Source organism: Microbacterium arborescens, assembly GCF_049707515.1.
Classification (GTDB): Bacteria; Actinomycetota; Actinomycetes; order Actinomycetales; family Microbacteriaceae; genus Microbacterium; species Microbacterium arborescens_B.
Window position 1 is genome coordinate 48264 of record NZ_JBNAFI010000002.1, and the last position, 20807, is coordinate 69070.

Sequence of the window (20807 nt, forward strand, 5' to 3'; positions counted from 1 at the left end):
TACATCATGGCGAAGCTTTCCACCGAGGAGCTGCTTGAGCAGTTCGCCGGCCTGACCCTCGTCGAGCTCAGCGACTTCGTGAAGGCGTTCGAGGAGAAGTTCGACGTCACCGCTGCTGCCCCCGTCGCCGTTGCCGGCGCTGCTGGTGGCGCTGGTGCCGCTGAGGCCGAGGAGGAGAAGGACTCGTTCGACGTCATCCTCGAGGCTGCCGGCGACAAGAAGATCCAGGTCATCAAGACGGTCCGCGAGCTCACCTCGCTGGGCCTCGGCGAGGCCAAGGCTGTCGTCGACGGTGCTCCCAAGGCCGTCCTCGAGGGCGCGAACAAGGAGACCGCCGAGAAGGCGAAGGCCGCGCTCGAAGAGGCCGGCGCGACGGTCACCCTCAAGTAATTCCCCGCTCTCACTCGAGAGCAGCACGACGGCCCCGGATGCTGCATCCGGGGCCGTCGTCGTGCGTGCGGGCTTCAGTCCGGACGAGAGAGGGACGAGTCTCGCGCAGCGACGGAGCTGTGTCCGGGTGCTCCCGCCGTCGTGCCTCGCACGACCATCCGCGGCTTGACGCGAAGCGTCACGGTCTCGGCGTCGGGGTCGTCGAGGTGGCGGAGGAGGAGATCGACGGCGGCGCGGCCCTGGTCGTGAGGAACCTGACGCAGGGTCGTCAGCGCGAACATCTCCGCGTTGACGTGATCGTCGATGCCCACGACGCTGAGCGACGACGGGACGAGGATGCCCAGGCGCCGGGCCGCGATGATCGCCCCGATCGCCACTTCGTCGCAGGCGGCGACGATGCCCGTGGGGCGCTCGGACGCGTCGCTCAGCAGGTCGACGGCGGCCGCGTAGCCGGCGGGCATCGAGAGCTCGGCGGGCGCGCGGAAGATGTGGTCGGCGAGGCCGGCCCGGCGCATCTCCGACTCGTACCCGGCGTAGCGCTCGGACTCCACATGCGGCCAGCGCGTGGAGTCGGTGCCGCCGAGGAAGGCGATCCGGCGGTGACCGAGCTCGACGAGGTGGGCGGTCGCGAGAGAGGTGGCGTGGGCGTCGTCGAGTGTGACGACGCTGGTGTCGCCCTCGGTGCCGATCACGCTGACGACGGGCTTCCCGAGAGCGAGGAGCATGTCGAGCTCGCTCTCGGCCGGTTCGAGGCCGACGGCGATGACGCCGTCGAAGCGTCGGCGCGCCAGGAAGTCCTCGAACACGCGCCGCCGCGTCTCGGTGCCCGGCCGCACGTCGTACAGGGTGAGGTCCAGGCCGTGCTCCAGCAGCCCGGCCTGAATGCCCTCGAGCACCTCGCCGAAGAACCATCGGCTGACGTGCGGCATCACGACCCCGATGGTCTGCGTCCGTCCGGTCGCGAGACTCATCGCCGACGAGTGGGCGACGTACGAGAGCTCCTGTGCCGCCGCGGCGACACGCCTACGCGTCTCCTCCGACACGTAACCGCGTCCCGTCAGGGCACGACTCGCCGTCGCCTTCGACACCCCTGCTCGGGTGGCGACGTCGGCGATGGTGCTCATGGGACCTCCTCGTCCGTTCGGGGAGTCCTGCCGGGGGGCTCTCCTCCGAGAGCGTAGCGGTTTCGCCGTTCACGAGGAACCGGTTCCAGAGCGTTTCGATGTGAGCGCTCCCATGGGAAGAGCGTTGCGCGAGGTCTTCGCTCGTTGATGGTTGCCATTCCGTGATATTCCGCGGGTTGTGCCCGGCTCTGAGGCACAGTAGGTTGTCCTGGAATCGGTTCCCCAATGGATGCGGACAAGGCTCCTCTGGGCGGACGATGATCCCGATAGAGGAGAAAGACATGGCATTGTCACAGCGATACCGTCTTCTTGCCCCGGTCGCCCTGATGGGCGCGGCAGCACTGGTGCTGGCTGGGTGCGCGGAAGGCGGCACCGAAGGCGACGGCGGCGGCGAGGCGAAGACGACCGTCCGCATCTCGGGCGGCATCACCGGTGGTGAGGCCGACGCGCTGAACGAATCGTTCGCGCAGTTCACCGAAGACACCGGCATCACCGTCGAGTACACCGGCGACAAGTCGTTCGAGGGCAACATCGTCACGAAGGTGACCGGTGGCGACGCCCCCGACATCGCCGTCGTTCCGCAGCCCGGTCTGCTCAAGACCCTCGTCGAGACGGGCAAGGTGCTGCCGGCACCCGAGGCCGTCGAGACGGCGGTCGACGAGAACTGGTCGCCCGACTGGAAGCAGTACGGCACCTTCGACGACACCTTCTACGCGGCGCCCATGCTCGCGAACCTGAAGGGCTACGTCTGGTACTCGCCGAAGCAGTTCGCCGAGTGGGGCGTCGAGGTCCCCACCACGTGGGACGAGATGATCGCCCTCACCGACAAGATCGTCCAGACCACCGGCGGGCCCGCCTGGTGTGCCGGCTTCGCGTCCGACGCGGCGTCGGGCTGGCCGGGCACCGACTGGATCGAGGACCTCGTCCTCCGCCAGGCCGGACCCGAGGTCTACGACCAGTGGGTCGCCGGCGACGTGAAGTTCACCGACCCGGAGATCAAGTCGGCGTTCGACGCCGTCGGCACGATCCTGCTCAACCCCGAGTACGTCAACGCGGGCTACGGCGACGTGAAGAGCATCAACGCGACCGCGTTCGGTGACGTGGCAGCGGCCGTCGCGAGCGGCGACTGCGCCCTGACCCACCAGGCCTCGTTCCTGTCGGCGAACTTCCTCGACGTGCAGACCGCCGAGGGCGAGACCCCCGAGGTCGCTCCCGACGGCGACGTCTACGCGTTCCTGACCCCGGGCTACACCGCGGGCGAGCTGCAGGTCGAGGGTGGCGGCGAGTTCGTCGCGGCCTTCTCCGACGACGAGTCGACGCAGAAGGTGCTCGAGTTCATGGCTTCGCCCGAGTTCGCCGACGCACGCGTCGAGCTCGGCGGTGTGATCTCGGCCAACAAGAACGCCGACCCCTCGCTCGCCTCGAGCGAGTTCCTCCAGGAAGCGATGACGACGCTGCAGGACGAGACGACCGTCTTCCGCTTCGACGCGTCCGACCTGATGCCGTCCACGGTCGGCTCGGGCTCGTTCTGGAAGGGCATGGTCGACTGGATCGACGGCAAGGACACCGAGACCGTCCTGTCCGACATCCAGGCCGGTTACGAGAACTGATCGTCCTGTGACGATCATGTGAGCCGAGCGGGGTCGGGCTGCACAAGCCCGGCCCCGCTTCTCCCGTCCGTACCGCCCGGGTACGCCGCTGTACTCAGAAGGGGATCCCTATGTCGCAGACGACCGTCGACAGGCCCGTCGACACCGAACTTCCCGCCACCACCCACGCCACCGACCCGAAGGGACGATCGATCACCCGGATCGTCGTCGCCACCGGGTTCGCGCTGATCGTCGCCATCCTGCTGCTGCTGATCTTCACCGGATCCAGCGAGGAATCGTCACGCATCACGATCGGCTTCTCGCTCAACAGCTTCTTCCTCTGGCTGGGCGGGATGAGTCCGCTCGTCCAGATCCCCGTCATCCTCGCCGTGTTCGGGCTCGTCGTGGGCATCATCCTCGTGCTCATCGAGTACGCCCCGAGGTCGGGCCGCGGGTACTTCATCATGCGGCTCGTCGCGTGCCTGGTCATCCCGGTGCTCGCGTTCCTGTTGCTGCGTCCCTACGCCAACGCCGTCCTCTATGTCGTCGCGATCGCACTGCTCGTCGGTGCGCTGCTCTTCTTCGCCGACTTCCGGTCGCGTCAGGGCGCGGGATACCTGTTCCAGCTCGTCCTCTTCATGGCTCCGGCCAGCATCATGCTGGCGATCGGGCTCATCTACCCGGCGATCGCGACGATCTTCAAGTCGTTCTTCGACAAGTCGGGCGAGCAGTTCGTGGGCCTCGAGAACTACTTCTGGGTCTTCACCAACCCGACCGGCACGGCGTCGGTGGTCAACACGATCCTCTGGGCGCTCCTGGCACCCACGATCTCGGTCGTCATCGGACTGGCGTACGCCGTGTTCATCGACCGTGCCCGCGGCGAGAAGGTCCTGAAGGTGCTCGTGTTCATGCCGGTCGCGATCTCGTTCGTCGGCGCCGGCATCATCTGGAAGTTCATGTACGACGCGCGACAGGGGGAGCAGGTCGGCCTCCTCAACGCGATCGTCACGGCGTTCGGCGGCGACCCGGTGCAGTGGCTGGCGATCAAGCCCGTCATCAACACCCTGATGCTCCTGGTGGTCTTCATCTGGACGCAGACCGGCTTCGCGATGGTGATCCTCTCGGCCGCGATCAAGGCGGTACCGACCGAACAGCTCGAGGCGGCACAGCTCGACGGCACCAACGCGTGGCAGCGGTTCCGCAACGTCACCGTCCCCGGCATCCGCTCGTCGCTCATCGTGGTGCTCACCACGATCACGATCGCGTCGCTGAAGGTGTACGACATCGTCGCGGTCATGACCGGCGGCCGCGATGAGACGACGGTCCTCGGCTTCGAGATGGTCAACCAGCAGCAGCGGTTCCAGAGCTACGGGCACTCGTCCGCACTCGCCGTCGTGCTGTTCCTGTTCGTCCTGCCCCTGATCATCTACAACGCCCGATCGATGGCCAAGCAGAGGGAGATCCGCTGATGACCGTTGCAGCACCGGCCGCGCCGGCCGACACCCGCACCAAGCGCCAGGTGGCGCGTGACACCCGCCGCAACGAGGCGATCGCCCACAAGAAGCTGACGTCGAAGGGCGCGACCATCGCGGCCGTCATCATCGCCGTCTTCTGGACGATCCCGACGTTCGGTCTGTTCGTGACCTCCTTCCGGCCCGGTGCCGACACGCAGTCCACCGGGTGGTGGACCGTCTTCACCAACCCCGAGTTCACGCTCGACAACTACGCGGAGGCGCTGACGGCGGGCGGGACGTCCACGACGCTCGCCTCGGCCTTCGTGAACTCGCTCGCGATCACCATCCCGGCAACCGTGTTCCCGATCGTCATGGCGGCCCTCGCCGCCTACGCGTTCGCGTGGATCGACTTCAAGGGCCGCAGCGCGCTGTTCGTCTTCGTGTTCGCGCTGCAGATCGTCCCGCTCCAGATGGCGCTCGTGCCGCTGCTCAGCCTCTTCTCCGAGGGGCTCACCCTGGGCGACGTGCCGATCTTCCCCGGGTTCGGTCTGAACGAGGTGCAGTACAGCTTCGCCCGCGTGTGGATCGCGCACGCGATCTTCGCGCTGCCGCTGGCGACGTTCATGCTGCACAACTTCATCGCCGAGATCCCGGGAGAGATCATCGAGGCGGCTCGGGTGGACGGTGCCGGCCACGGCCAGGTGTTCTTCCGCATCATCATCCCGCTCGCCGCTCCCGCGATCGCGTCGTTCGCGATCTTCCAGTTCCTCTGGGTCTGGAACGATCTGCTCGTGGCGACGATCTTCGCCTCGCCGGGAGCGCTGCCGATCACGCAGGCGTTGAACTCGTTGTCGGGCACCTGGGGCAACCGCTGGTTCCTGCAGTCCGCGGGAACCTTCATCTCGATCATCGTTCCGCTGATCGTGTTCTTCGCGCTGCAGCGGTTCTTCGTCCGCGGCCTCCTGGCGGGGGCGACGAAGGGCTGATCCCGGAGACCGGACACCGCTGGGGTGCGGGGGCTGTCAGCCCTCGCACCCCAGCGTCGTCTGAAGGGAGCGCATGAGGTCGATCTCGGCGCCCTGGGTCTGGATGATGCCGCCGGCGACCTGAATGGCGCGCGGGTCGCTGCCGAGATCGACGAGAGCCTGCGCCATCGGGATGGCTCCCTGGTGGTGGCGGATCATGAGGTCGAGGAACGTGCAATCCGCTGCGACACCCGTCTCGGCGTCGAGCTGCTCGAGCTCTTCGGGCGTGGCCATGCCCATTTCGGCACGCAACTCCTCATCGCTGAGCTGCTCGGCCGCAGAACCGTGGTCGTGGGCCGGGTGCCCGACCATCCACTGCATCAGGGGAGCGGACGACGCCTGCGGCAGCCCCCACTGCACGAGCCAGTCGTAGAACTCGCCGCGCTGGCCGGCCTGCGCGGTCGCGATGTCGAATGCGAGGGTGCGGACGCCCTCATCCTCGGTCTTGCGGTAGATCGTCATGGCCATCTCGACGGCCTGGGTGTGGTGCACCTGCATGTCGCGAGCGAAACCGGCCTCGGGGGAGGAGTCGCCGGGAACCGCCGGTGACGTGCCGAACGCCGAGAAGCGGCCGACGGCGAAGGCGGCGCCCGCGACGGCGAGAACGATGAGCACCACCGCCCACCAGCGAAAACCGGGAGACGGCGCTGCGCCGCCGACCGGTTCCGCCTCGACCGGGGCGCCGTCGGTCACGCCTTGCCGGGCCCGTCGATCGCGCCCGAGCAGATCGCGTTGGGCTCCGGGACGTTCTGGCTGCGCCAGTACTCCGTGAAGAACTCCTGGATGCGCTCGTCGTCGGCCGAGTCGACCTTCAGCTGCGCGTTCCAGGCGCTGACAGCGATCGGGGTGTCCATGTCGGGGTACGGGGTGAGGAGCGCGTACGTGCTCGGCATGTAGCCCTCGAGGGTCTCGATGTCCGCCTCGTCGACCTGTGCGGGGTCGTACGTGATCCAGACGGCACCGTGCTCCATCGAGTGGACCGCGTTCTCATTGGCCTGCGGCTCGGTGTACACGCCGCAGTTGAGCCAGTAGGGGTTGTGCTCGCCGCCGGCCGGAGGCGTCTGCGGGTACTCCACCGTGCCCTCGACGTGGGTCGTGATGTTCTCGAAGGTCTCGACGCCGGCGATCTCGCGTCCGGTGCTGTTGCCGGCCTCGTACGTCACGGGCCGGGGCGCGAACACCACGGATGCGACGATCAAGCCGATCACGGCGACGGCGGCGGTCGATCCGACGACCCACCACACCAGCTTGCTGCGGCGGCGCTTGGCGAGCTGCTTCTGGTACTCGGCGAGCTTGGCCTGCTTCTGCTGCTCGCGCTGCTGCTTGACGGTGAGGTTGATCTGGGCCTGGGCGGCAGGATTGCCGCTCGTTCGCTTGTCGGCGGACGGAGTCATTGCTGTGACCTCGGTTCGGGGGCAAGGGGGGTCGGGCACGCATGCGGCGCAGGGCCAGCCTATGCGGATGAATGGTGAATCGGCTGAGAAGCGCGTACATCGATGAACCGGTACCGGGATACGATTGCAGGTCGCTCATAACGCTGCTGCCACGAAACGAAGAAGACGTGCCCGAAACCTCCTCCCATCCTTCCTCCTCCGCCACCGGCGCCATCCGCACGCTGGGTTCGAACCCGGCCACCGCGCCGATCATGCTGCACCCCGGTGACGCGATCCCGACGTCGCGTCGGGTGATCTACATCATCTTGCTGGGCGCTCTGACGGCGCTCGGACCCTTCACCATCGATCTCTACCTCCCCGCGTTCCCCGCGCTCGAGGCCGATTTCCAGACGACGGCCGCGGCGATCCAGCTGACGCTGACCGGCACGATGGTCGGCTTCGCCCTCGGCCAGCTCGTCGTCGGGCCGCTGAGCGACAAGCTCGGCCGCCGGGTTCCGCTCCTGTGCGTGACGGCGCTGCACGTGCTCTCGAGCACAGCCGCCGCGATCGCCCCCACGCTCGAGCTCCTGAGCGCCGCCCGGGTCTTCATGGGCATCGGCGCCGCCGCGGGCGGTGTCGTCGCGATGGCCATCGTCCGCGACCTGTTCGGCGGTCGCCGGCTCGTCGTCATGCTCAGCCGTCTCGCCCTCGTCTCAGGAGTCGCCCCCGTCGCCGCCCCGCTCGTCGGTTCGGGCCTGCTCACGGTCATGCCCTGGCGCGGGATCTTCGTCGTGCTCGCCGCCTACGGCGCGGTCATGCTCATCGCCTCGCTGTTCCTCGTGCCCGAGACGCTCCCCAAAGCGCGGCGTCGCGACAGCGGATCGGCGACCGTGTGGCAGCGCTACCGCAGCGTGCTGAGCGATCGCATCTTCATCGGCGTGCTGATCATCGGCGGGATGACCTTCAGCGGACTGTTCTCGTACCTGTCGTCGTCATCGTTCCTCTTCCAGCAGACCTACGGCTTCGATCCCCAGCAGTACGGCGTGCTCTTCGCCGTCAACTCGCTCGGTGTCGTGCTGGGTGTGCAGACGGCGTCGCGGCTCGCGGCCCGATACGGTCCGCAGTGGGTCATGGCCGTCTCGACCGCCGTGCTCGTCGTCGCCGGTGCCGCCATCATCGTCACCGACCAGCTGGGCCTCGGACTGTGGGGAACGGTCGTGCCGCTGTTCTTCTTCATCACCGCGTGCGGATTCACCTTCCCCTGCGTCCAGGTGCTCGCGCTCGATCGCCACGGACGGGCGGCCGGCACGGCGGCATCCCTCATCGGTGCCGTGAACTTCGGCGTCGCCGGGTTCATCTCGCCGCTCGCCGCGTGGATCTCGGGCGACTCGGGCATCACGGCCACGACCATGGCCTCGGTCATGGCGGGGTGCGCCGTGATCGCGGTGCTGTCGCTGTGGCTCGTGGTGCGGCCGCGGAGCGTTCCGCAGCTCTCTCCCTGATCCGGGCGCCCGGCGCAAGGGCTGGGGCGGGATCGGTCGGTATCGACAGAATGGACCGATGGATGCCGCCCCGCCGACCGATCCCCGCAGACTCTGGCCCCGCCGCGCCGTCATCGGCGTCGTCCTGATCGTCGTGGGGGCGCTGCTCGGCTGGTGGCTGTTCTCGCAGCTCGGCCAGCCCTTCGCGATCGACCGGTGGTGGAACGAGACCCTGGCGGCCGACCCCGGCCCGGTCGGGCTCGTGTTCGGGCTGGTGATGAACCGGATCGGCGGTACCTGGGTGGGCGTGTTCGCGATACCCGTCGCGATGGCGCTCGCGCTGGTCCTGCTGCGACGACCCTGGGCTGCCGGGTACTTCCTCGTCGCGTCCGCCCTCAGCGCCCTGATCGTCCAGCTGATCAAGAACCTCGTCGATCGGTCGAGACCCGAAGACATCCTCGTCACCACCGACGCCGGCTCCTACCCCTCCGGGCATACCGCCAATGCCGCCACGATCGCCGTGGTCGCCGTCATCCTCTTTCCGCGGCTGTGGGTCGTCCTCGTGGGTATCGCCTGGACTCTGCTCATGGCACTGAGCCGGACGGTCGTGCATGCGCACTGGCTGTCCGACACCGTGGGGGGCATGCTGCTCGGCGCGGGCGTCGCCCTCGTCGTGGCGGCCATGTTCACCGAGCAGCTCGAGCGCGAGCGGAAAGCCGTGCGGCAGCGACGCTAGGCTCGCCGGCATGAGCGCCTCGCCCGAGAATCAGGCCGTTCCTTCCGACGCAGCGGTGGCCGCAGCGGAGCTCGCGCGGCTGCGGGCCGAGGCGGATGCCGCGGAGGCGGCGCTCGTGGCCGCTCGAGCTCGCGCCGCGTTGGCCGCCGCGGAAGCGGCTGCTGCGCGCGCGTCATCCGGAGGGTCCGAGGACACCGCGCCCGTCTCGGCGTCGGGCCCTGCTGCGACCGCGCTGGCTGCGCCCACCCCCGATCCGGGCCTGCCTGCGGCGGGTCCCTTGGATGCCGCGGGGGTGGACGCCGTCGAACGGGGCTACGCGTTCGACGGACCGGTCCTCGAGCTCGGTGCGCTTCTGAACGGCGAGCCGGTGCCGTCCGTGCCGGTGCGGATCCCGCTGGCGATGACCAACCGTCACGGCCTGGTGGCGGGAGCGACCGGCACGGGCAAGACGCGCACCCTCCAGGTGCTCGTCGAGCAGCTCGCCGCCCACGGCGTGCCGGTGTTCGCCGCCGACATCAAGGGCGACCTGTCGGGCCTGGCGACGCCGGGGGAGGCGAGCGACAAGCTCCTCGAACGAACGAACGCCATCGGCCAGGACTGGAGGCCGCGGTCCTTCGCGACCGAGTTCCTCGCCCTCGGCGGACGCGGGGTCGGCACGCCGGTGCGGGCGACCGTCTCCGGCTTCGGGCCGCTGCTGCTCAGCCGGGTGCTCGGACTCAACGCGACGCAGGAATCGAGCCTCGGCCTCGTCTTCCACTATGCCGACAGCAACGGGCTCGCCCTCGTCGACCTCACCGACCTGCGGGCTGTGCTGACCTACCTCACGAGCGAGGACGGCAAAGCGGAGCTCGCGGAGCTCGGCGGGCTGTCGAAGGCGACGGTCGGCGTCATCCTCCGCGAGCTCATCACCTTCGCCGATGCCGGGGCCGACGTCTTCTTCGGCGAACCCGAGTTCGATGTCCGCGATCTGATGCGCACCTCCGCGTCGGGCGAAGGAGTCGTGAGCCTGCTCGAGGTGCCCGGCGTCGCAGACCGCCCGGTGCTCTACTCGACCTTCCTCATGTACCTGCTGGCGGAGCTGTTCGAGGTGCTGCCCGAAGTAGGCGATGCCGACAAGCCCGAGTTGGTCTTCTTCTTCGACGAGGCCCACCTGCTGTTCCGCGACGCGTCGAAGGATTTCCTCACGGCGGTCGTCCAGACCGTCCGGCTCATCCGGTCGAAGGGCGTCGGGGTCTTCTTCATCACGCAGACGCCGAAGGACGTACCGGCGGATGTCCTGGCCCAGCTCGGGTCGCGCGTGCAGCACGCCCTGCGCGCCTTCACCCCGGACGACGCCAAGGCGCTCCGCGCGAGCGTCGGCACCTACCCCCGGTCGGGGTACGACCTCGAGCGGGTGCTGCAGGAGATGGGGACCGGAGAGGCCGTCGTCACCGTCATGAACGAGAAGGGGGCTCCGACCCCCGTGGCGTGGACGCGCCTCCGGGCTCCGCAGGCCTCGATGGCCCCCGCCGCGACGGCCGACATCGATGCACGGCTGTCGGCATCCGAGATCCGCTCGCGCTACGCCGAGCCGATCGACCGCGAATCCGCTCGCGAGATCCTCACCGCCCGGATGAACGCCGCGCAGGCGGCGTTGGATGCCGCGGAGGCCGAAGACGCACGTCGGAAGGCCGAACAGGACGCCGCGAAGCTGCGGGCGAAGGCCGATGCCGCCTACGCGAAGCAGCTCGCCGCCATCCGCAAGCAGGCGGCGGCCGACGAAACGAAGGAACGGCGCGAGTACGACCGGATGCTGCGGAGCATGACTCCCAATACGCGCAGGCGGCGCACGACGCCGGCGGAGCAGATCCTCGGGTCGCGCGCGGCCCAAGAGGTGCTCACCGGCGTCATCCGGGGCATCTTCGGCACCGGCCGACGCTGATTCGTCGCGCTCGGGCGGGCGCCGGATCGCGCCTGTCAAGTCGTGTCGGTCGGGTCGTATCGACGCTTACCGTCTGAGCATGACCGAGTTGACCGCACCCACCGGAAACGAGCCCGAGCTGCGCGCCCAGCCCCGAGCGGACGGGGCAGCGCCGCGCGCACTCGTCCTCGGTGCCACGGGATACATCGGCGGGCGCCTCGTGCCGCGTCTGGTCACCGCCGGGTACCGCGTCCGCGTGCTGGCCCGCACGCCCGAGCGCGTCGCGAGCTTCCCATGGGGCGATGCGGTCGAGGTGGTGGGCGGCTCCGCCGACGACGCGGATGCCGTCGCCGAGGCCGTGCGCGATGTCGACGTCGTCTACTACCTCATCCACTCGATGGGCGCCGGTGCCGGGTTCGAGGAGGCCGACGAGCGAGCGGCCCGCACGGTGGCGACCGCGGCAGCGGCGGCATCCGTGACGCGCATCGTCTACCTCGGGGGCCTCCACCCCTCGGATGCGGACCTGTCGCCGCACCTGCGCTCGCGCGTGCAGGTCGGCGAGATCCTGCTCGAGTCGGGGGTGCCGACGCTCGTGCTCCAGGCCGGCGTCGTCATCGGGTCGGGGTCGGCATCGTTCGAGATGGTGCGCCACCTCACCGACGTCCTGCCGTACATGCCCGCGCCGAAGTGGGTGCGCAACCGCATCCAGCCGATCGCCGTCCGCGATGTGCTGCACTACCTGCTGGGCGCCGCGCGGGTCGACCCCGAGCTGAACCGGGCCGTCGACATCGGCGGACCGGACGTGCTGCGCTACGGGCAGATGATGAACGGGTACGCCCTCGAGGCGGGGCTGCGACAGCGGGCGATCGCCGCACTGCCGGTGCTGACGCCGGGGCTCGCCTCGCACTGGGTCAACCTCGTCACGCCGGTTCCGCGGGCGATCGCCCGCCCCCTCATCGCATCGCTCCAGAACGAATGCGTCATGGACGACCACGACATCGACGAGATCATCCCGCAGCCCGAGGGCGGACTGACGTCGTACCGCACGAGCGTGGGGCTCGCGCTCGGTCGGATGGATGCCGACGAGGTCGAGACCAGCTGGCAGGACGCCGACGTGCTCGGGGCTCCGAGCGACCCGCTGCCGAGCGATCCCGAGTGGGCCGGACGCACCGTGTTCACCGACGAACGATCGTCCGACACGAGCGCGTCGCCCGAGCGGCTGTGGGAGGTCATCGCCGGCATCGGCGGCACGAACGGCTGGTACTCGGCCCGTGCACTGTGGGAGATCCGCGGCTGGATGGACCGTCTCGTCGGCGGCATCGGTCTCGCGCGCGGGCGCCGCAGCCGAGGCAAGGTGCGCGTCGGCGACGCGATCGACTTCTGGCGCGTGGAGGCGGTCGAGGAGGGGCGTCTGCTCCGGCTCCGGGCGGAGATGCGGGTGCCCGGCGAGGCCTGGCTCGAGCTCAAGGTCGCGCCCCGCGAAGACGGCGCGCGCTACGAGCAGCGCGCGATCTTCTTCCCCCGCGGGCTGGCCGGGCGGCTGTACTGGCTCGGCGTGCTGCCGTTCCACGGTCTGATCTTCACGGCGATGGCGACGCGGATCACCGAGATGGCCGAGGGGAAGGTCGACGAGGGGCGGATCGCCGTCGAGAACACGCACGCCGACGACCCGGGCTCGACGGCGGCCGATGAGGCAGCCCCGACGGCGCCGGAGGATCCTAAGGTGGGGGCATGAGCAGCTCCGCCGCCGTCATCACCGTCTCCGACAGATCCGCGCGCGGCGAACGCCCGGACACGGCCGGTCCCCTCGCCGTCGAGGCCCTGCGCGCAGCGGACTGGGACTGCCCCGACGCCACGATCGTCGCCGACGGCGCATCCTCGGTGGCCGACGCCCTGCGCGCGGCGATCGCCGCCGGGGCACGGCTGATCGTCACGACGGGCGGCACCGGGGTGTCGCCCCGTGACGAGACTCCCGAGGGCACCGGCGAGGTCATCGAGCGCGAGCTGCCCGGGATCGCCGAAGAGCTGCGCCGTCGAGGAGTCGCCGAGACGCCGACGGCCGTCCTGTCACGGGGGCGCGCGGGTGTCGCGGGCCGGACCCTGATCGTGAACCTGCCGGGTTCGCCGCGCGCGGTGGCATCCGGCATCGAGGTCGTGACGGGAGTCGCCGGACACGTCGTCGCCCAGCTGGACGGGCACGACCACCGATGAGCGGCATCCGCATCGCGCGCATCACCGCCGAACCCCTCGACGTCGCGCACCACCTGGCGGCGGTCGAGTCGACGGCGGTGGGCGCGGTGACGAGCTTCGTCGGCACCGTCCGCGACCACGACCCGGATGCCGCCGCGGCCGTCACGGCACTGCACTACGAAGCCCACCCCGACGCCGAGGCGACGCTGCGGTCGATCGCCGAGGCGGCGCTGGCTGGACGGGATGGCCAGGTCGCGGTCAGTCACCGTATCGGCGACCTCGCCGTGGGTGACGCCGCCGTCGTCATCGCGGTCGGCACGGCGCATCGGGCGGACGCCTTCGAGGTCTGCCGCGAGCTGATCGAGGCGATCAAGCGCGAACTGCCCATCTGGAAGCAGCAGGTCGAGGTGGACGGTACGACCGCGTGGAAAGGCATCGGCGGCTGACCGGACCTGACCGGTCCGCCGATCGGGGCGGCGCGGGATCAGCCGCCGGCGAAGGGCGGGAGCACGTCGACGGTGATGTCGCCGTCGATCGCGGCGGTGTCGGGAGCCCGCGAGCCGTCGACGAGCACCGCGCATTGCGCGAGGATCGCCGCGAGCCCGGGACGCTCGCGCGCGAGCGCGTCGCGCAGCTCGCCGAGCGTGGTCTCGAACCGCTGCTCCTCGTCGGTGCCGGCGCGCTCGGCCGCGGCCGCGAAGTACCGGACGCGGGCCATCAGGCGTCCTCGGCGGGGCGTCGCCAGTCGCCGCTGCGACCGCCGGACTTCGCGGTGATGCGGACGTTCTCGATCGATGTCGACTTGTCGAGTCCCTTCACCATGTCGACGACGGCGAGGGCTGCGACGGCGACCGAGGTGAGCGCTTCCATCTCGACCCCGGTGCGATCGGCCGTGCGGGCGGTCGCCTCGATCTCGACACCGTCGTCGGTGATCTCGAGGTCGACGACGACCCCGTGCACGCCGATCACGTGGGCCAGGGGCAGAAGCTCCGGAGTGCGTTTGGCCGCTTGGATGCCGGCGATGCGGGCGACCGCGAGGACGTCGCCCTTCGGGACGGTGCCGTCGCGCAGGGCCGAGACGACCTCGGCCCCGCAGCGGACGAGTCCGCGTGCCGTCGCCGCGCGGACGGTGGGCTGCTTCGCGGTGACGTCGACCATGCGTGCGTGACCGGCATCGTCGAGATGGGTGAAGCTCATGCCTTCATCCTTCCAGCAGGAGGACCTCGACGAGGTCGCCGGGCCCGACGGTCGCGGTCTCGGCCGGCACGATGGCGTAGGCCTCCGCCCGGGCGAGGGTGCCCGCCAGGTGCGAGCCCGAGCCGCCGGCTGCGGCCGGACGCACCCGCCACTGCGCGGGGTCGCTGCGATCGATGGTCGCCGGCAGGTACTGTCGCCGGCCCGGCGGCGTCCGCCAGGCCTCGGCCGCCGGGAGCAGCAGAGCGGGGCGTCGCAGGTCGGCGCGGCCCTGCAGAGCGAGAAGGGCGGGGCGCACGAAGACCTCGAACGAGACGGCCGCGCTGACCGGATTCCCGGGCAGGCCGAACACGAGCGTCCCCGAGGGAAGCACGCCGAAGGCCTGTGGTTTGCCGGGCTGCATCTGCACGCGGGAGAACCGCAAGGCGTCGCCGAGTTCGGTCTTGACCACCTCGTACGCTCCGGCGCTGACGCCGCCCGAGGTGACGACGACATCCGCTCGCCCGTCTCCCGTCGTCGTCTCGTCGATGATCCGCCGGAAATCTGCGCCCCCGTCGTCCACTCGCACCCGGCGGACGACGACGGCTCCCGTCTCGCGGGCGAGCGACTCGAGCAGCAGGCCGTTGGACTCGGGGATCTGTCCGCGGGACCGGGGGAGTCCGGGCTCGACGAGCTCGCTCCCGGTCGAGATCACGACGACGCGGGGCTGCTCCGACACGGTGACCCGGGCGATGTCGGCCGCCGCGAGGGCCGCGAGCTGCCGCGGGCCCAGACGGACGCCGGCATCGAGCACGGTGTCGCCGGGGCGGATGTCGTCGTGCGCGCGCCGCACGTAGACGCCCGAGCGAGCCGGCGCGGCGACGACGCGCGCGGTCGTGAGAGAGTCGTCGAGGCCCCCGACGGTGTCCTCGAACGGCACGATGGTGTCGGCATCGGCCGGCACCGGCGCGCCCGTCATGATCCGTGCCGTCTCGCCAGGGCGGAGCCGGGGATCGTCGGGGCTGCCCGCCGGCAGATCCGCCACGACGGTGAGATCGATCGGATGCTGGGGTGAGGCGTCCGCGACGTCGCTGAACCTGACGGCGAAGCCGTCCATGGCCGAATTGTCGAAGTCGGGGATGCCGCCGCGCGCGACCGCCGCCTCGCGGAGCGTGAGGCCGGCGGCACCGGCCAGGTCGACCGTACGGGCCGGGAGCGGCCGCACGGCAGCGAGGACGTCGTCCAGCTGGTCCTCGACCGAGCGCAGCCCGCCGTCGGCGCTCACAGCTGCCACTCCGCCAGGCCGCCCGCCAGCACCGAGGCCTCGACGCCGCGTCCGCGGAGGACTTCGGCCGCACGACGGGCGCGGATGCCGTGGGCGCAGACGACCACGACCCGCTCGGCGTCGATGCGCCCGGGATCCGCGAGCACCTCTCCCAGCGGGAGCAGCACCGAGCCGGGCAGCGCGCCGGCCGCCGTCTCGTGGGGCTCGCGCACATCGAGAACGACGGCCCCCGCGCGCTGCGCCGCCCGCAGCGCGTCGATGTCGATCTCGGGCGCTGGTTCCCGGCGAGGGCCGGGGGAGGGGGACTGACCGCCTGCCGTGCCGGATGCACCGCGGAGCGGCACCTCGCGCTGCGTTCCGGTCAGGGCATCGATGACGATGACGCGGCCGAGCAGGGATTCGCCGACGCCCGTGATGAGCTTGATCGCCTCGGTCGCGAGCATCCCGCCCACCGTCATGCACAGCGAACCGAGCACGCCCACCTCGGCGCAGGTGGGCAGCTGACCGGCGCTTCCCGCGGGGTACAGGTCGTCCAGGCCGATCGCCGGCACGCCGTCCGGGGGCGAGGTCCAGAACACGGTGACCTGGGCGTGGAACTCCTGGACGACCCCCCAGACGAGCGGCACTCCGAGCTCGGCGCAGGCCGACGCGACGTCGGTACGGGTCTCGAAGGTGTCGGTGCCGTCGATGACGAGGTCGCACCCGGTCAGGACGCGCGACGCGTTGGCGGCATCCAGCCGCTCGCGGACCACGTGGACGCGCGTCTCGGGCGAGAGCGCGGCGGCCGCGCGAACGGCGGACGCGACCTTGGGCGCACCGATGTCGTCGACGCGGTGGATGATCTGACGCTGCAGGTTGGCGTGCTCCACGACGTCGTCGTCGATGACGGTGATCTCGCCGATGCCGGCCGCCGCGAGGGCGAGGACGACGGGTGAGCCGAGACCGCCCACGCCGACGACCGCGACGTGCGCTGCCGCCAGTCGCCGCTGGCCCTCGTCCCCGAGGCCGGCGAGGACGGCGTGTCTCGCGGTGCGCTCGCGCTCGCGATCCGACAGGGGGCCCGCGGGGGCCACGAGGGGTGGGAGCGTCATGGGATCAGGCTAGACGGACGGCGGGTGCCCGTGGGCGAGCCGGTCGATGATGCGGCCCGGATCCGTGGATGCGGCGCCTGCGGCCCATCGGCGCCGCAGATGCGGGTATCTTCGGCGCATGAGGACGTACCGCATCTCGGAGGCCGCCCGTCTGCTCGGCGTGAGCGACGACACGGTGCGCCGCTGGGTCGACCACGGAGTGCTCCCGGTCGCCGAGGGCAGCCCCGCCCGGGTTCCCGGCGACGCGCTCGCAGCCCACGCCGTCGAGCTGGCGAACGCCGCGGCGGACCCCTCGGACCAGCTGTCCAGCGCACGCAACCGGTTCGTCGGGCTCGTCACCCGCGTGCAGATCGACGGCGTGATGGCACAGGTCGACGTGCAGTCGGGTCCGCATCGCATCGTGTCGCTGATGTCGGCCGAGGCCGCCCGCGAGCTGGAGCTCGAGCCCGGGTCGCTCGCCGTCGCCGTCGTCAAGGCCACCACCGTCGTCGTCGAGACCCCGAAGGACTGAACCGTGCGCACACGACGAATCGGCATCGCCGCACTGGCCGGTGCCGCGCTCCTCCTGGCCGGATGCGCCGCGGGCGGCGGCCCGGGCATCGGGTCTGATGCGGCACCCCGCGTCGCGGAGTCCGGCCCCGGCACCGCAGCCCCCGACGTCTCGGGCGAGGTCACCGTGTTCGCCGCGGCGTCGTTGCAGGCGGGCTTCGACGAGCTCGCCTCGGAGTTCGAGCAGCGGCACCCGTCCGTGACGATCTCGCCCATCGGCTACGACGGGTCGTCGACGCTCGCGACGCAGCTCATCGAAGGAGCGCCCGCCGACGTCTTCGCCTCGGCCGACGAGACGAACATGCAGAAGGTCGTCGACGCGGGGCGCGCCGCGACGCCGGACCTCTTCGCGACCAACCGACTCACCCTCGTCGTGCCGGCGGGCAACCCCGGCTCGATCACCGGCCTCGACGACCTCGCCGACAAGGACCGCACCGTCGTGCTGTGCGCCGACGCCGTTCCCTGCGGCGCGGCCTCGGCGATGCTCCTCGGCGAGGCCGGCGTCACCCCGAGCGTCGACAGCTACGAGCAGAACGTCACGGCGGTGCTGACGAAGGTCGCGAGCGGGGAGGCCGACGCGGGGCTCGTCTACGTCACGGACGCCGCCCTCTCGGGCGCCGTCGAGACGGTGGACACCCCGGGCGCCGAGAGCGTCGTCAACCGCTACCCGATCGCGGTCCTCGCCGACGCGCGATCGCCCGAGGCCGCCGCGGCGTTCGTCGCCTACGTGCTCTCCGACGACGGTCAGGCGGTGCTGCGGCGCCTCGGCTTCGGGGCACCGTGAACGGCGGTGGAGACGGGCAGCGCCGCCACCGCCGCGTGAGCCGACGTGCCCATCACGGGTATCTGCCGGGGATCCTCGTCGTCCCGGCGATCCTGGGACTCGGGCTGCTCGTCATCCCGCTCGTCGCGCTCGTGGGCCGCGTCGATCCCGCGACGGTGTGGGCCGACGTCACCTCGCCCGAGGCCGGCGCGGCGCTCGCGCTGTCGCTGCAGACGGCGCTCGCGGCCACGGCAGCGTGCCTCGTGCTCGGTGTGCCCTTGGCCCTCACGATCGCCCGGGCGGGCAGCCGGAGCGCGGCGGTGCTGCGGGCCGTCGTGACGGTTCCGCTCGTGCTGCCGCCCATGGTGGGCGGTGTCGCCCTGCTGTTCCTGTTCGGCCGCAACGCGTGGCTGGGCGCGCTGCTCGGCGAGGCCGGCATCCGGATCCCGTTCACCACGACCGCCGTCGTGATCGCGCAGACCTTCGTCGCTCTGCCCTTCCTCGTGCTGGCGCTCGAGGGCGCGTTGCGGGCCACTGGCGTCGGCTACGAGCAGACCGCCGCGGCGCTGGGCGCGGGACGGTGGCGCATCCTGTGGCGGGTCACGCTGCCTCTCGCCGCTCCCGGGCTCATCGCGGGGACGGTGCTGTGCTTCGCTCGGGCTCTCGGGGAATTCGGGGCGACGGCGCTGTTCGCCGGCAACGCGCCCGGTGTCACGCAGACCATGCCGCTGGCGATCTACACGGCGTTCAACGGTGCCGGGGTGTCGCAGGGCACCGCCGTCGCGCTCTCGCTCCTCCTGCTGCTCACCGCGATCGCCGCCCTGCTCCTGGTGCGCGCCTGGCGACCGGGCGGTGCCCGATGAGCGCGCGGCTCACCGCACGGATCCGGGTGCGCCGACGCGACCTCGTCGTGGCGGCCGACCTCGTGGCCGAGCCGGGTGAGGTCGTCGCCGTCATGGGGCCGAGCGGGGCGGGCAAGTCCACGGTGCTGGAGGCGATCGCCGGGCTCGTGTCGCTGGATGAGGGGTCGATCCGCGTCGACGACGACGAGGTGGCGAACCCGATGCACCGGGTGGCGCCGCAGCGACGCGGCATCGTGCTGCTGCGGCAGGACCCGGGCCTCTTCCCGCACCTCTCGGCGCGTGAGAACGTGGCCTTCGGTCTGCGCTCGCGAGGTGAACCTGCTCGGCACGCCCGGGTCGTCGCCGACGAATGGCTCGAGCGGGTCGGCCTGGTCGGGGCCGGCGGCCGGCATCCTCGAGAGCTCTCGGGCGGTCAGCAGCAGCGGGTCGCCCTCGCCCGGGCCCTCGCGGCCGGCCCCCGCGTGGTGCTGCTCGACGAACCGTTCACCGCCCTCGACCCCGTGACGGCCGCGTCGCTGCGGACGATGCTCGGCGAGCAGCTGCGGGCTGCCGGAACGACTGCCGTGCTCGTCAGCCACGACGCGCTGGATGCCGCTGCGGTGGCCGATCGGCTGATCGTGCTCGAAGCGGGAACCGTGACGCAGAGCGGTTCGGTGCGAGACGTGCTGCGGGCTCCCGCGACGGCATTCGGGGCGACCATCGCGGGCGTGAACCGCGTCGTCGGGGAGGTGGAAGGTCATGGCGACGGCGTGGTGTGGCGCGCCGGCGCCCTGGCGGTCGCCCGTTTTCGAGACGAAGCCGGATCCGCGGCCCTGTTCCGCCCCGCAGACGTCGAGCTCGACGCGGTCGCCGCCGCCGACGGGCACGAGCCCTCCGATGCGGAGCCGCCCGGCGGCTCTCGTGTCGTCTGGCACGCGCGTGTGACGCGGCTCGAGCCGATCGTCGGAGCAGTCCGGGTGTTCGTCGCCGACCCGGCGCTCGCGGTCGACATCCCGGTGGGCCGGGCGGCGGACCTTCGACCCGGCGCCCGCGTCCGTCTGACGTTGCCGGCCGAGGCCATCACCTGGAGCTGAGCTCCGACCGCAGCGGCATCCGATCGGAACGGCGCGCGCGGGATGGCACGATGGGGGACATGCCCCACCTGCGTGCCGTCCGGCGCAGCGACGACGCTGCGCTGAGCGAGATCTGCTTGCGGACCGCCGACCACGGCGCCGATGCCACCGGCATCTTCGACGACGACGAGATCTGGGGTGCGGTGTTCGCGCTGCCCTACGCCGAGCGGCATCCGGACCTCGCGTTCGTCGTCGCGGACGAGGAAGACCGCGCGATCGGCTACGTCGTCGCGGCGCCCGACACCGACGCGTTCGAGGAGTGGTTCCGCAGCGAGTGGTGGCCGCGATTCGCCGCCCGCTGGCCCGAGCCGTCGCCCGGTGACGCGTCGCGGCAGGCGGAGACACTGCGCTACGCATACGGTCGAGGGCCCGGAAGAGAGCCGCTCGCCGAGCGGCATCCGGCGCACCTGCACATCGACCTGCTGCCCGCGGCCCAGGGGCAGGGGTGGGGGCGACGGCTGATCGACCGGGCGCTGGATCAGCTCCGTGCGTCGGGTGTCAGCGGTCTGCACCTGGTCGCGTCGGCGGCCAACGCCGGGGCGCTGGCCTTCTACGACCGACTGGGCTTCGAGCGCCTGCCCTCGTCGCCCGGCGCACAGGCGTTCGGCATCGATCTCGAGCGCTGAGCAGCGGCCGCCGGCGGACCGAGGTCGGTGCGAGGTCCCACTTGGGCCGGGTCTGCCGGCAGGTTTCCCGGCCGAACTGGGAC

22 protein-coding genes are annotated in these 20807 nt (G+C 71.0%); 15 read left to right on the plus strand and 7 right to left on the minus strand.

The annotated features are described in order from the left end of the window. Positions 1-6 precede the first annotated feature (6 nt). On the plus strand, positions 7-390 hold the full coding sequence (gene rplL / locus ACPYN5_RS04195; protein WP_094262145.1) for a 50S ribosomal protein L7/L12: 384 nt from the start codon (positions 7-9) through the stop codon (positions 388-390). Positions 391-464: 74 nt separating this feature from the next. Here the strand turns inward: rplL and ACPYN5_RS04200 are convergent, their stop codons facing one another. Continuing rightward, positions 465-1514 (minus strand): LacI family DNA-binding transcriptional regulator, encoded by a 1050-nt coding sequence (locus ACPYN5_RS04200; protein WP_424447734.1) that lies wholly within the window; start codon positions 1512-1514, stop codon positions 465-467. A gap of 281 nt (positions 1515-1795) precedes the next feature. Between ACPYN5_RS04200 and ACPYN5_RS04205 the strand changes: the two genes are divergently transcribed. The 3 genes from ACPYN5_RS04205 to ACPYN5_RS04215 all read left to right on the plus strand — a co-directional run bounded on the left by ACPYN5_RS04205 (position 1796) and on the right by ACPYN5_RS04215 (position 5543). Further along, positions 1796-3124 (plus strand): ABC transporter substrate-binding protein, encoded by a 1329-nt coding sequence (locus tag ACPYN5_RS04205; protein ID WP_424447735.1) that lies wholly within the window; start codon positions 1796-1798, stop codon positions 3122-3124. 110 nt (positions 3125-3234) lie between these two features. Continuing rightward, positions 3235-4572 carry a carbohydrate ABC transporter permease gene (locus tag ACPYN5_RS04210; protein WP_424447736.1) on the plus strand — a complete coding sequence of 446 codons (1338 nt, stop codon included), beginning with the start codon at positions 3235-3237 and terminating at the stop codon, positions 4570-4572. Beyond that, positions 4572-5543 (plus strand): carbohydrate ABC transporter permease, encoded by a 972-nt coding sequence (locus ACPYN5_RS04215; RefSeq protein WP_424447737.1) that lies wholly within the window; start codon positions 4572-4574, stop codon positions 5541-5543. The genes ACPYN5_RS04210 and ACPYN5_RS04215 overlap by 1 nt, the downstream gene beginning before the upstream one ends. Before the next feature lie 36 nt (positions 5544-5579). On the opposite strand, the gene ACPYN5_RS04220 is transcribed toward ACPYN5_RS04215, so the two are convergent. Beyond that, positions 5580-6275 (minus strand): DUF305 domain-containing protein, encoded by a 696-nt coding sequence (locus tag ACPYN5_RS04220; RefSeq protein ID WP_424447738.1) that lies wholly within the window; start codon positions 6273-6275, stop codon positions 5580-5582. Continuing rightward, positions 6272-6976, minus strand: coding sequence for a DUF3105 domain-containing protein (locus ACPYN5_RS04225; RefSeq protein WP_424447739.1), 705 nt, complete (start codon positions 6974-6976; stop codon positions 6272-6274). The genes ACPYN5_RS04220 and ACPYN5_RS04225 overlap by 4 nt, the downstream gene beginning before the upstream one ends. 251 nt (positions 6977-7227) lie before the next feature. Between ACPYN5_RS04225 and ACPYN5_RS04230 the strand changes: the two genes are divergently transcribed. The 6 genes from ACPYN5_RS04230 (at position 7228) to ACPYN5_RS04255 (ending at position 13708) form a co-directional block, all read left to right on the plus strand. Beyond that, the gene (locus tag ACPYN5_RS04230; RefSeq protein ID WP_424448238.1) at positions 7228-8457 is read left to right on the plus strand and encodes a multidrug effflux MFS transporter; all 1230 of its coding nucleotides are present in this window, start codon (positions 7228-7230) and stop codon (positions 8455-8457) included. 58 nt (positions 8458-8515) lie between these two features. After that, a complete protein-coding gene (locus tag ACPYN5_RS04235; protein WP_424447740.1) occupies positions 8516-9172 on the plus strand; it encodes a phosphatase PAP2 family protein in 657 nt (218 codons plus the stop codon). Between the two features lie 10 nt (positions 9173-9182). Next, positions 9183-11093: a helicase HerA-like domain-containing protein gene (locus ACPYN5_RS04240; RefSeq protein ID WP_424447741.1), complete on the plus strand. Its 1911-nt coding sequence runs from the start codon at positions 9183-9185 to the stop codon at positions 11091-11093. 79 nt (positions 11094-11172) lie between these two features. Beyond that, the gene (locus ACPYN5_RS04245) at positions 11173-12807 is read left to right on the plus strand and encodes an SDR family oxidoreductase (RefSeq protein WP_424447742.1); all 1635 of its coding nucleotides are present in this window, start codon (positions 11173-11175) and stop codon (positions 12805-12807) included. Further along, complete coding sequence (locus ACPYN5_RS04250; protein WP_424447743.1) at positions 12804-13283, plus strand: MogA/MoaB family molybdenum cofactor biosynthesis protein; 480 nt, start codon at positions 12804-12806, stop codon at positions 13281-13283. Before ACPYN5_RS04245 ends, ACPYN5_RS04250 begins: the two co-directional genes overlap by 4 nt. After that, on the plus strand, positions 13280-13708 hold the full coding sequence (locus tag ACPYN5_RS04255) for a molybdenum cofactor biosynthesis protein MoaE (RefSeq protein WP_424447744.1): 429 nt from the start codon (positions 13280-13282) through the stop codon (positions 13706-13708). The genes ACPYN5_RS04250 and ACPYN5_RS04255 overlap by 4 nt, the downstream gene beginning before the upstream one ends. A gap of 38 nt (positions 13709-13746) precedes the next feature. Here ACPYN5_RS04255 and ACPYN5_RS04260 read toward each other — a convergent pair whose 3' ends face one another. Genes ACPYN5_RS04260 through ACPYN5_RS04275 form a run of 4 tightly spaced genes read right to left on the minus strand, consistent with a single transcriptional unit; the run spans position 13747 to position 16811 of the window. Next, positions 13747-13980, minus strand: coding sequence for a MoaD/ThiS family protein (locus ACPYN5_RS04260; RefSeq protein ID WP_424447745.1), 234 nt, complete (start codon positions 13978-13980; stop codon positions 13747-13749). Next, on the minus strand, positions 13980-14459 hold the full coding sequence (gene moaC / locus ACPYN5_RS04265) for a cyclic pyranopterin monophosphate synthase MoaC (protein WP_424447746.1): 480 nt from the start codon (positions 14457-14459) through the stop codon (positions 13980-13982). Before moaC ends, ACPYN5_RS04260 begins: the two co-directional genes overlap by 1 nt. 4 nt (positions 14460-14463) lie before the next feature. After that, positions 14464-15720, minus strand: coding sequence for a molybdopterin molybdotransferase MoeA (locus ACPYN5_RS04270; protein ID WP_424448239.1), 1257 nt, complete (start codon positions 15718-15720; stop codon positions 14464-14466). Beyond that, positions 15717-16811: a ThiF family adenylyltransferase gene (locus tag ACPYN5_RS04275; RefSeq protein WP_424447747.1), complete on the minus strand. Its 1095-nt coding sequence runs from the start codon at positions 16809-16811 to the stop codon at positions 15717-15719. The genes ACPYN5_RS04270 and ACPYN5_RS04275 overlap by 4 nt, the downstream gene beginning before the upstream one ends. A gap of 118 nt (positions 16812-16929) precedes the next feature. On the opposite strand from ACPYN5_RS04275, the gene ACPYN5_RS04280 reads away from it, so the two are divergent. The 5 genes from ACPYN5_RS04280 to ACPYN5_RS04300 are packed head-to-tail and all read left to right on the plus strand — an operon-like array spanning position 16930 to position 20724. Next, complete coding sequence (locus ACPYN5_RS04280) at positions 16930-17322, plus strand: TOBE domain-containing protein (RefSeq protein ID WP_424447748.1); 393 nt, start codon at positions 16930-16932, stop codon at positions 17320-17322. Positions 17323-17325: 3 nt separating this feature from the next. Continuing rightward, positions 17326-18144 (plus strand): molybdate ABC transporter substrate-binding protein, encoded by an 819-nt coding sequence (modA, locus tag ACPYN5_RS04285; RefSeq protein WP_424447749.1) that lies wholly within the window; start codon positions 17326-17328, stop codon positions 18142-18144. Between the two features lie 35 nt (positions 18145-18179). Further along, positions 18180-18986, plus strand: a complete 807-nt coding sequence (locus ACPYN5_RS04290) for an ABC transporter permease (protein ID WP_424447750.1) — start codon at positions 18180-18182, stop codon at positions 18984-18986. Positions 18987-19012: 26 nt separating this feature from the next. Then, a complete protein-coding gene (locus tag ACPYN5_RS04295; protein ID WP_424447751.1) occupies positions 19013-20059 on the plus strand; it encodes an ABC transporter ATP-binding protein in 1047 nt (348 codons plus the stop codon). A 59-nt stretch (positions 20060-20118) separates the two neighbouring features. Next, positions 20119-20724: a GNAT family N-acetyltransferase gene (locus ACPYN5_RS04300; protein WP_424447752.1), complete on the plus strand. Its 606-nt coding sequence runs from the start codon at positions 20119-20121 to the stop codon at positions 20722-20724. The last annotated feature ends 83 nt before the right edge of the window (positions 20725-20807 follow it).

Coding starts and splice junctions, on each gene's coding strand:
- ACPYN5_RS04300 (WP_424447752.1), top strand. CDS start 20,119: ATGCCCCACCTGCGTGCCGTCCGGCGCAGCGACGACGCTGCGCTGAGC.
- ACPYN5_RS04200 (WP_424447734.1), bottom strand. CDS start 1,514: ATGAGCACCATCGCCGACGTCGCCACCCGAGCAGGGGTGTCGAAGGCG.
- ACPYN5_RS04210 (WP_424447736.1), top strand. CDS start 3,235: ATGTCGCAGACGACCGTCGACAGGCCCGTCGACACCGAACTTCCCGCC.
- ACPYN5_RS04255 (WP_424447744.1), top strand. CDS start 13,280: ATGAGCGGCATCCGCATCGCGCGCATCACCGCCGAACCCCTCGACGTC.
- ACPYN5_RS04215 (WP_424447737.1), top strand. CDS start 4,572: ATGACCGTTGCAGCACCGGCCGCGCCGGCCGACACCCGCACCAAGCGC.
- ACPYN5_RS04245 (WP_424447742.1), top strand. CDS start 11,173: ATGACCGAGTTGACCGCACCCACCGGAAACGAGCCCGAGCTGCGCGCC.
- ACPYN5_RS04275 (WP_424447747.1), bottom strand. CDS start 16,811: ATGACGCTCCCACCCCTCGTGGCCCCCGCGGGCCCCCTGTCGGATCGC.
- ACPYN5_RS04260 (WP_424447745.1), bottom strand. CDS start 13,980: ATGGCCCGCGTCCGGTACTTCGCGGCCGCGGCCGAGCGCGCCGGCACC.
- ACPYN5_RS04205 (WP_424447735.1), top strand. CDS start 1,796: ATGGCATTGTCACAGCGATACCGTCTTCTTGCCCCGGTCGCCCTGATG.
- moaC (WP_424447746.1), bottom strand. CDS start 14,459: ATGAGCTTCACCCATCTCGACGATGCCGGTCACGCACGCATGGTCGAC.
- ACPYN5_RS04230 (WP_424448238.1), top strand. CDS start 7,228: ATGCTGCACCCCGGTGACGCGATCCCGACGTCGCGTCGGGTGATCTAC.
- ACPYN5_RS04225 (WP_424447739.1), bottom strand. CDS start 6,976: ATGACTCCGTCCGCCGACAAGCGAACGAGCGGCAATCCTGCCGCCCAG.
- ACPYN5_RS04240 (WP_424447741.1), top strand. CDS start 9,183: ATGAGCGCCTCGCCCGAGAATCAGGCCGTTCCTTCCGACGCAGCGGTG.
- ACPYN5_RS04235 (WP_424447740.1), top strand. CDS start 8,516: ATGGATGCCGCCCCGCCGACCGATCCCCGCAGACTCTGGCCCCGCCGC.
- ACPYN5_RS04280 (WP_424447748.1), top strand. CDS start 16,930: ATGAGGACGTACCGCATCTCGGAGGCCGCCCGTCTGCTCGGCGTGAGC.
- rplL (WP_094262145.1), top strand. CDS start 7: ATGGCGAAGCTTTCCACCGAGGAGCTGCTTGAGCAGTTCGCCGGCCTG.
- ACPYN5_RS04250 (WP_424447743.1), top strand. CDS start 12,804: ATGAGCAGCTCCGCCGCCGTCATCACCGTCTCCGACAGATCCGCGCGC.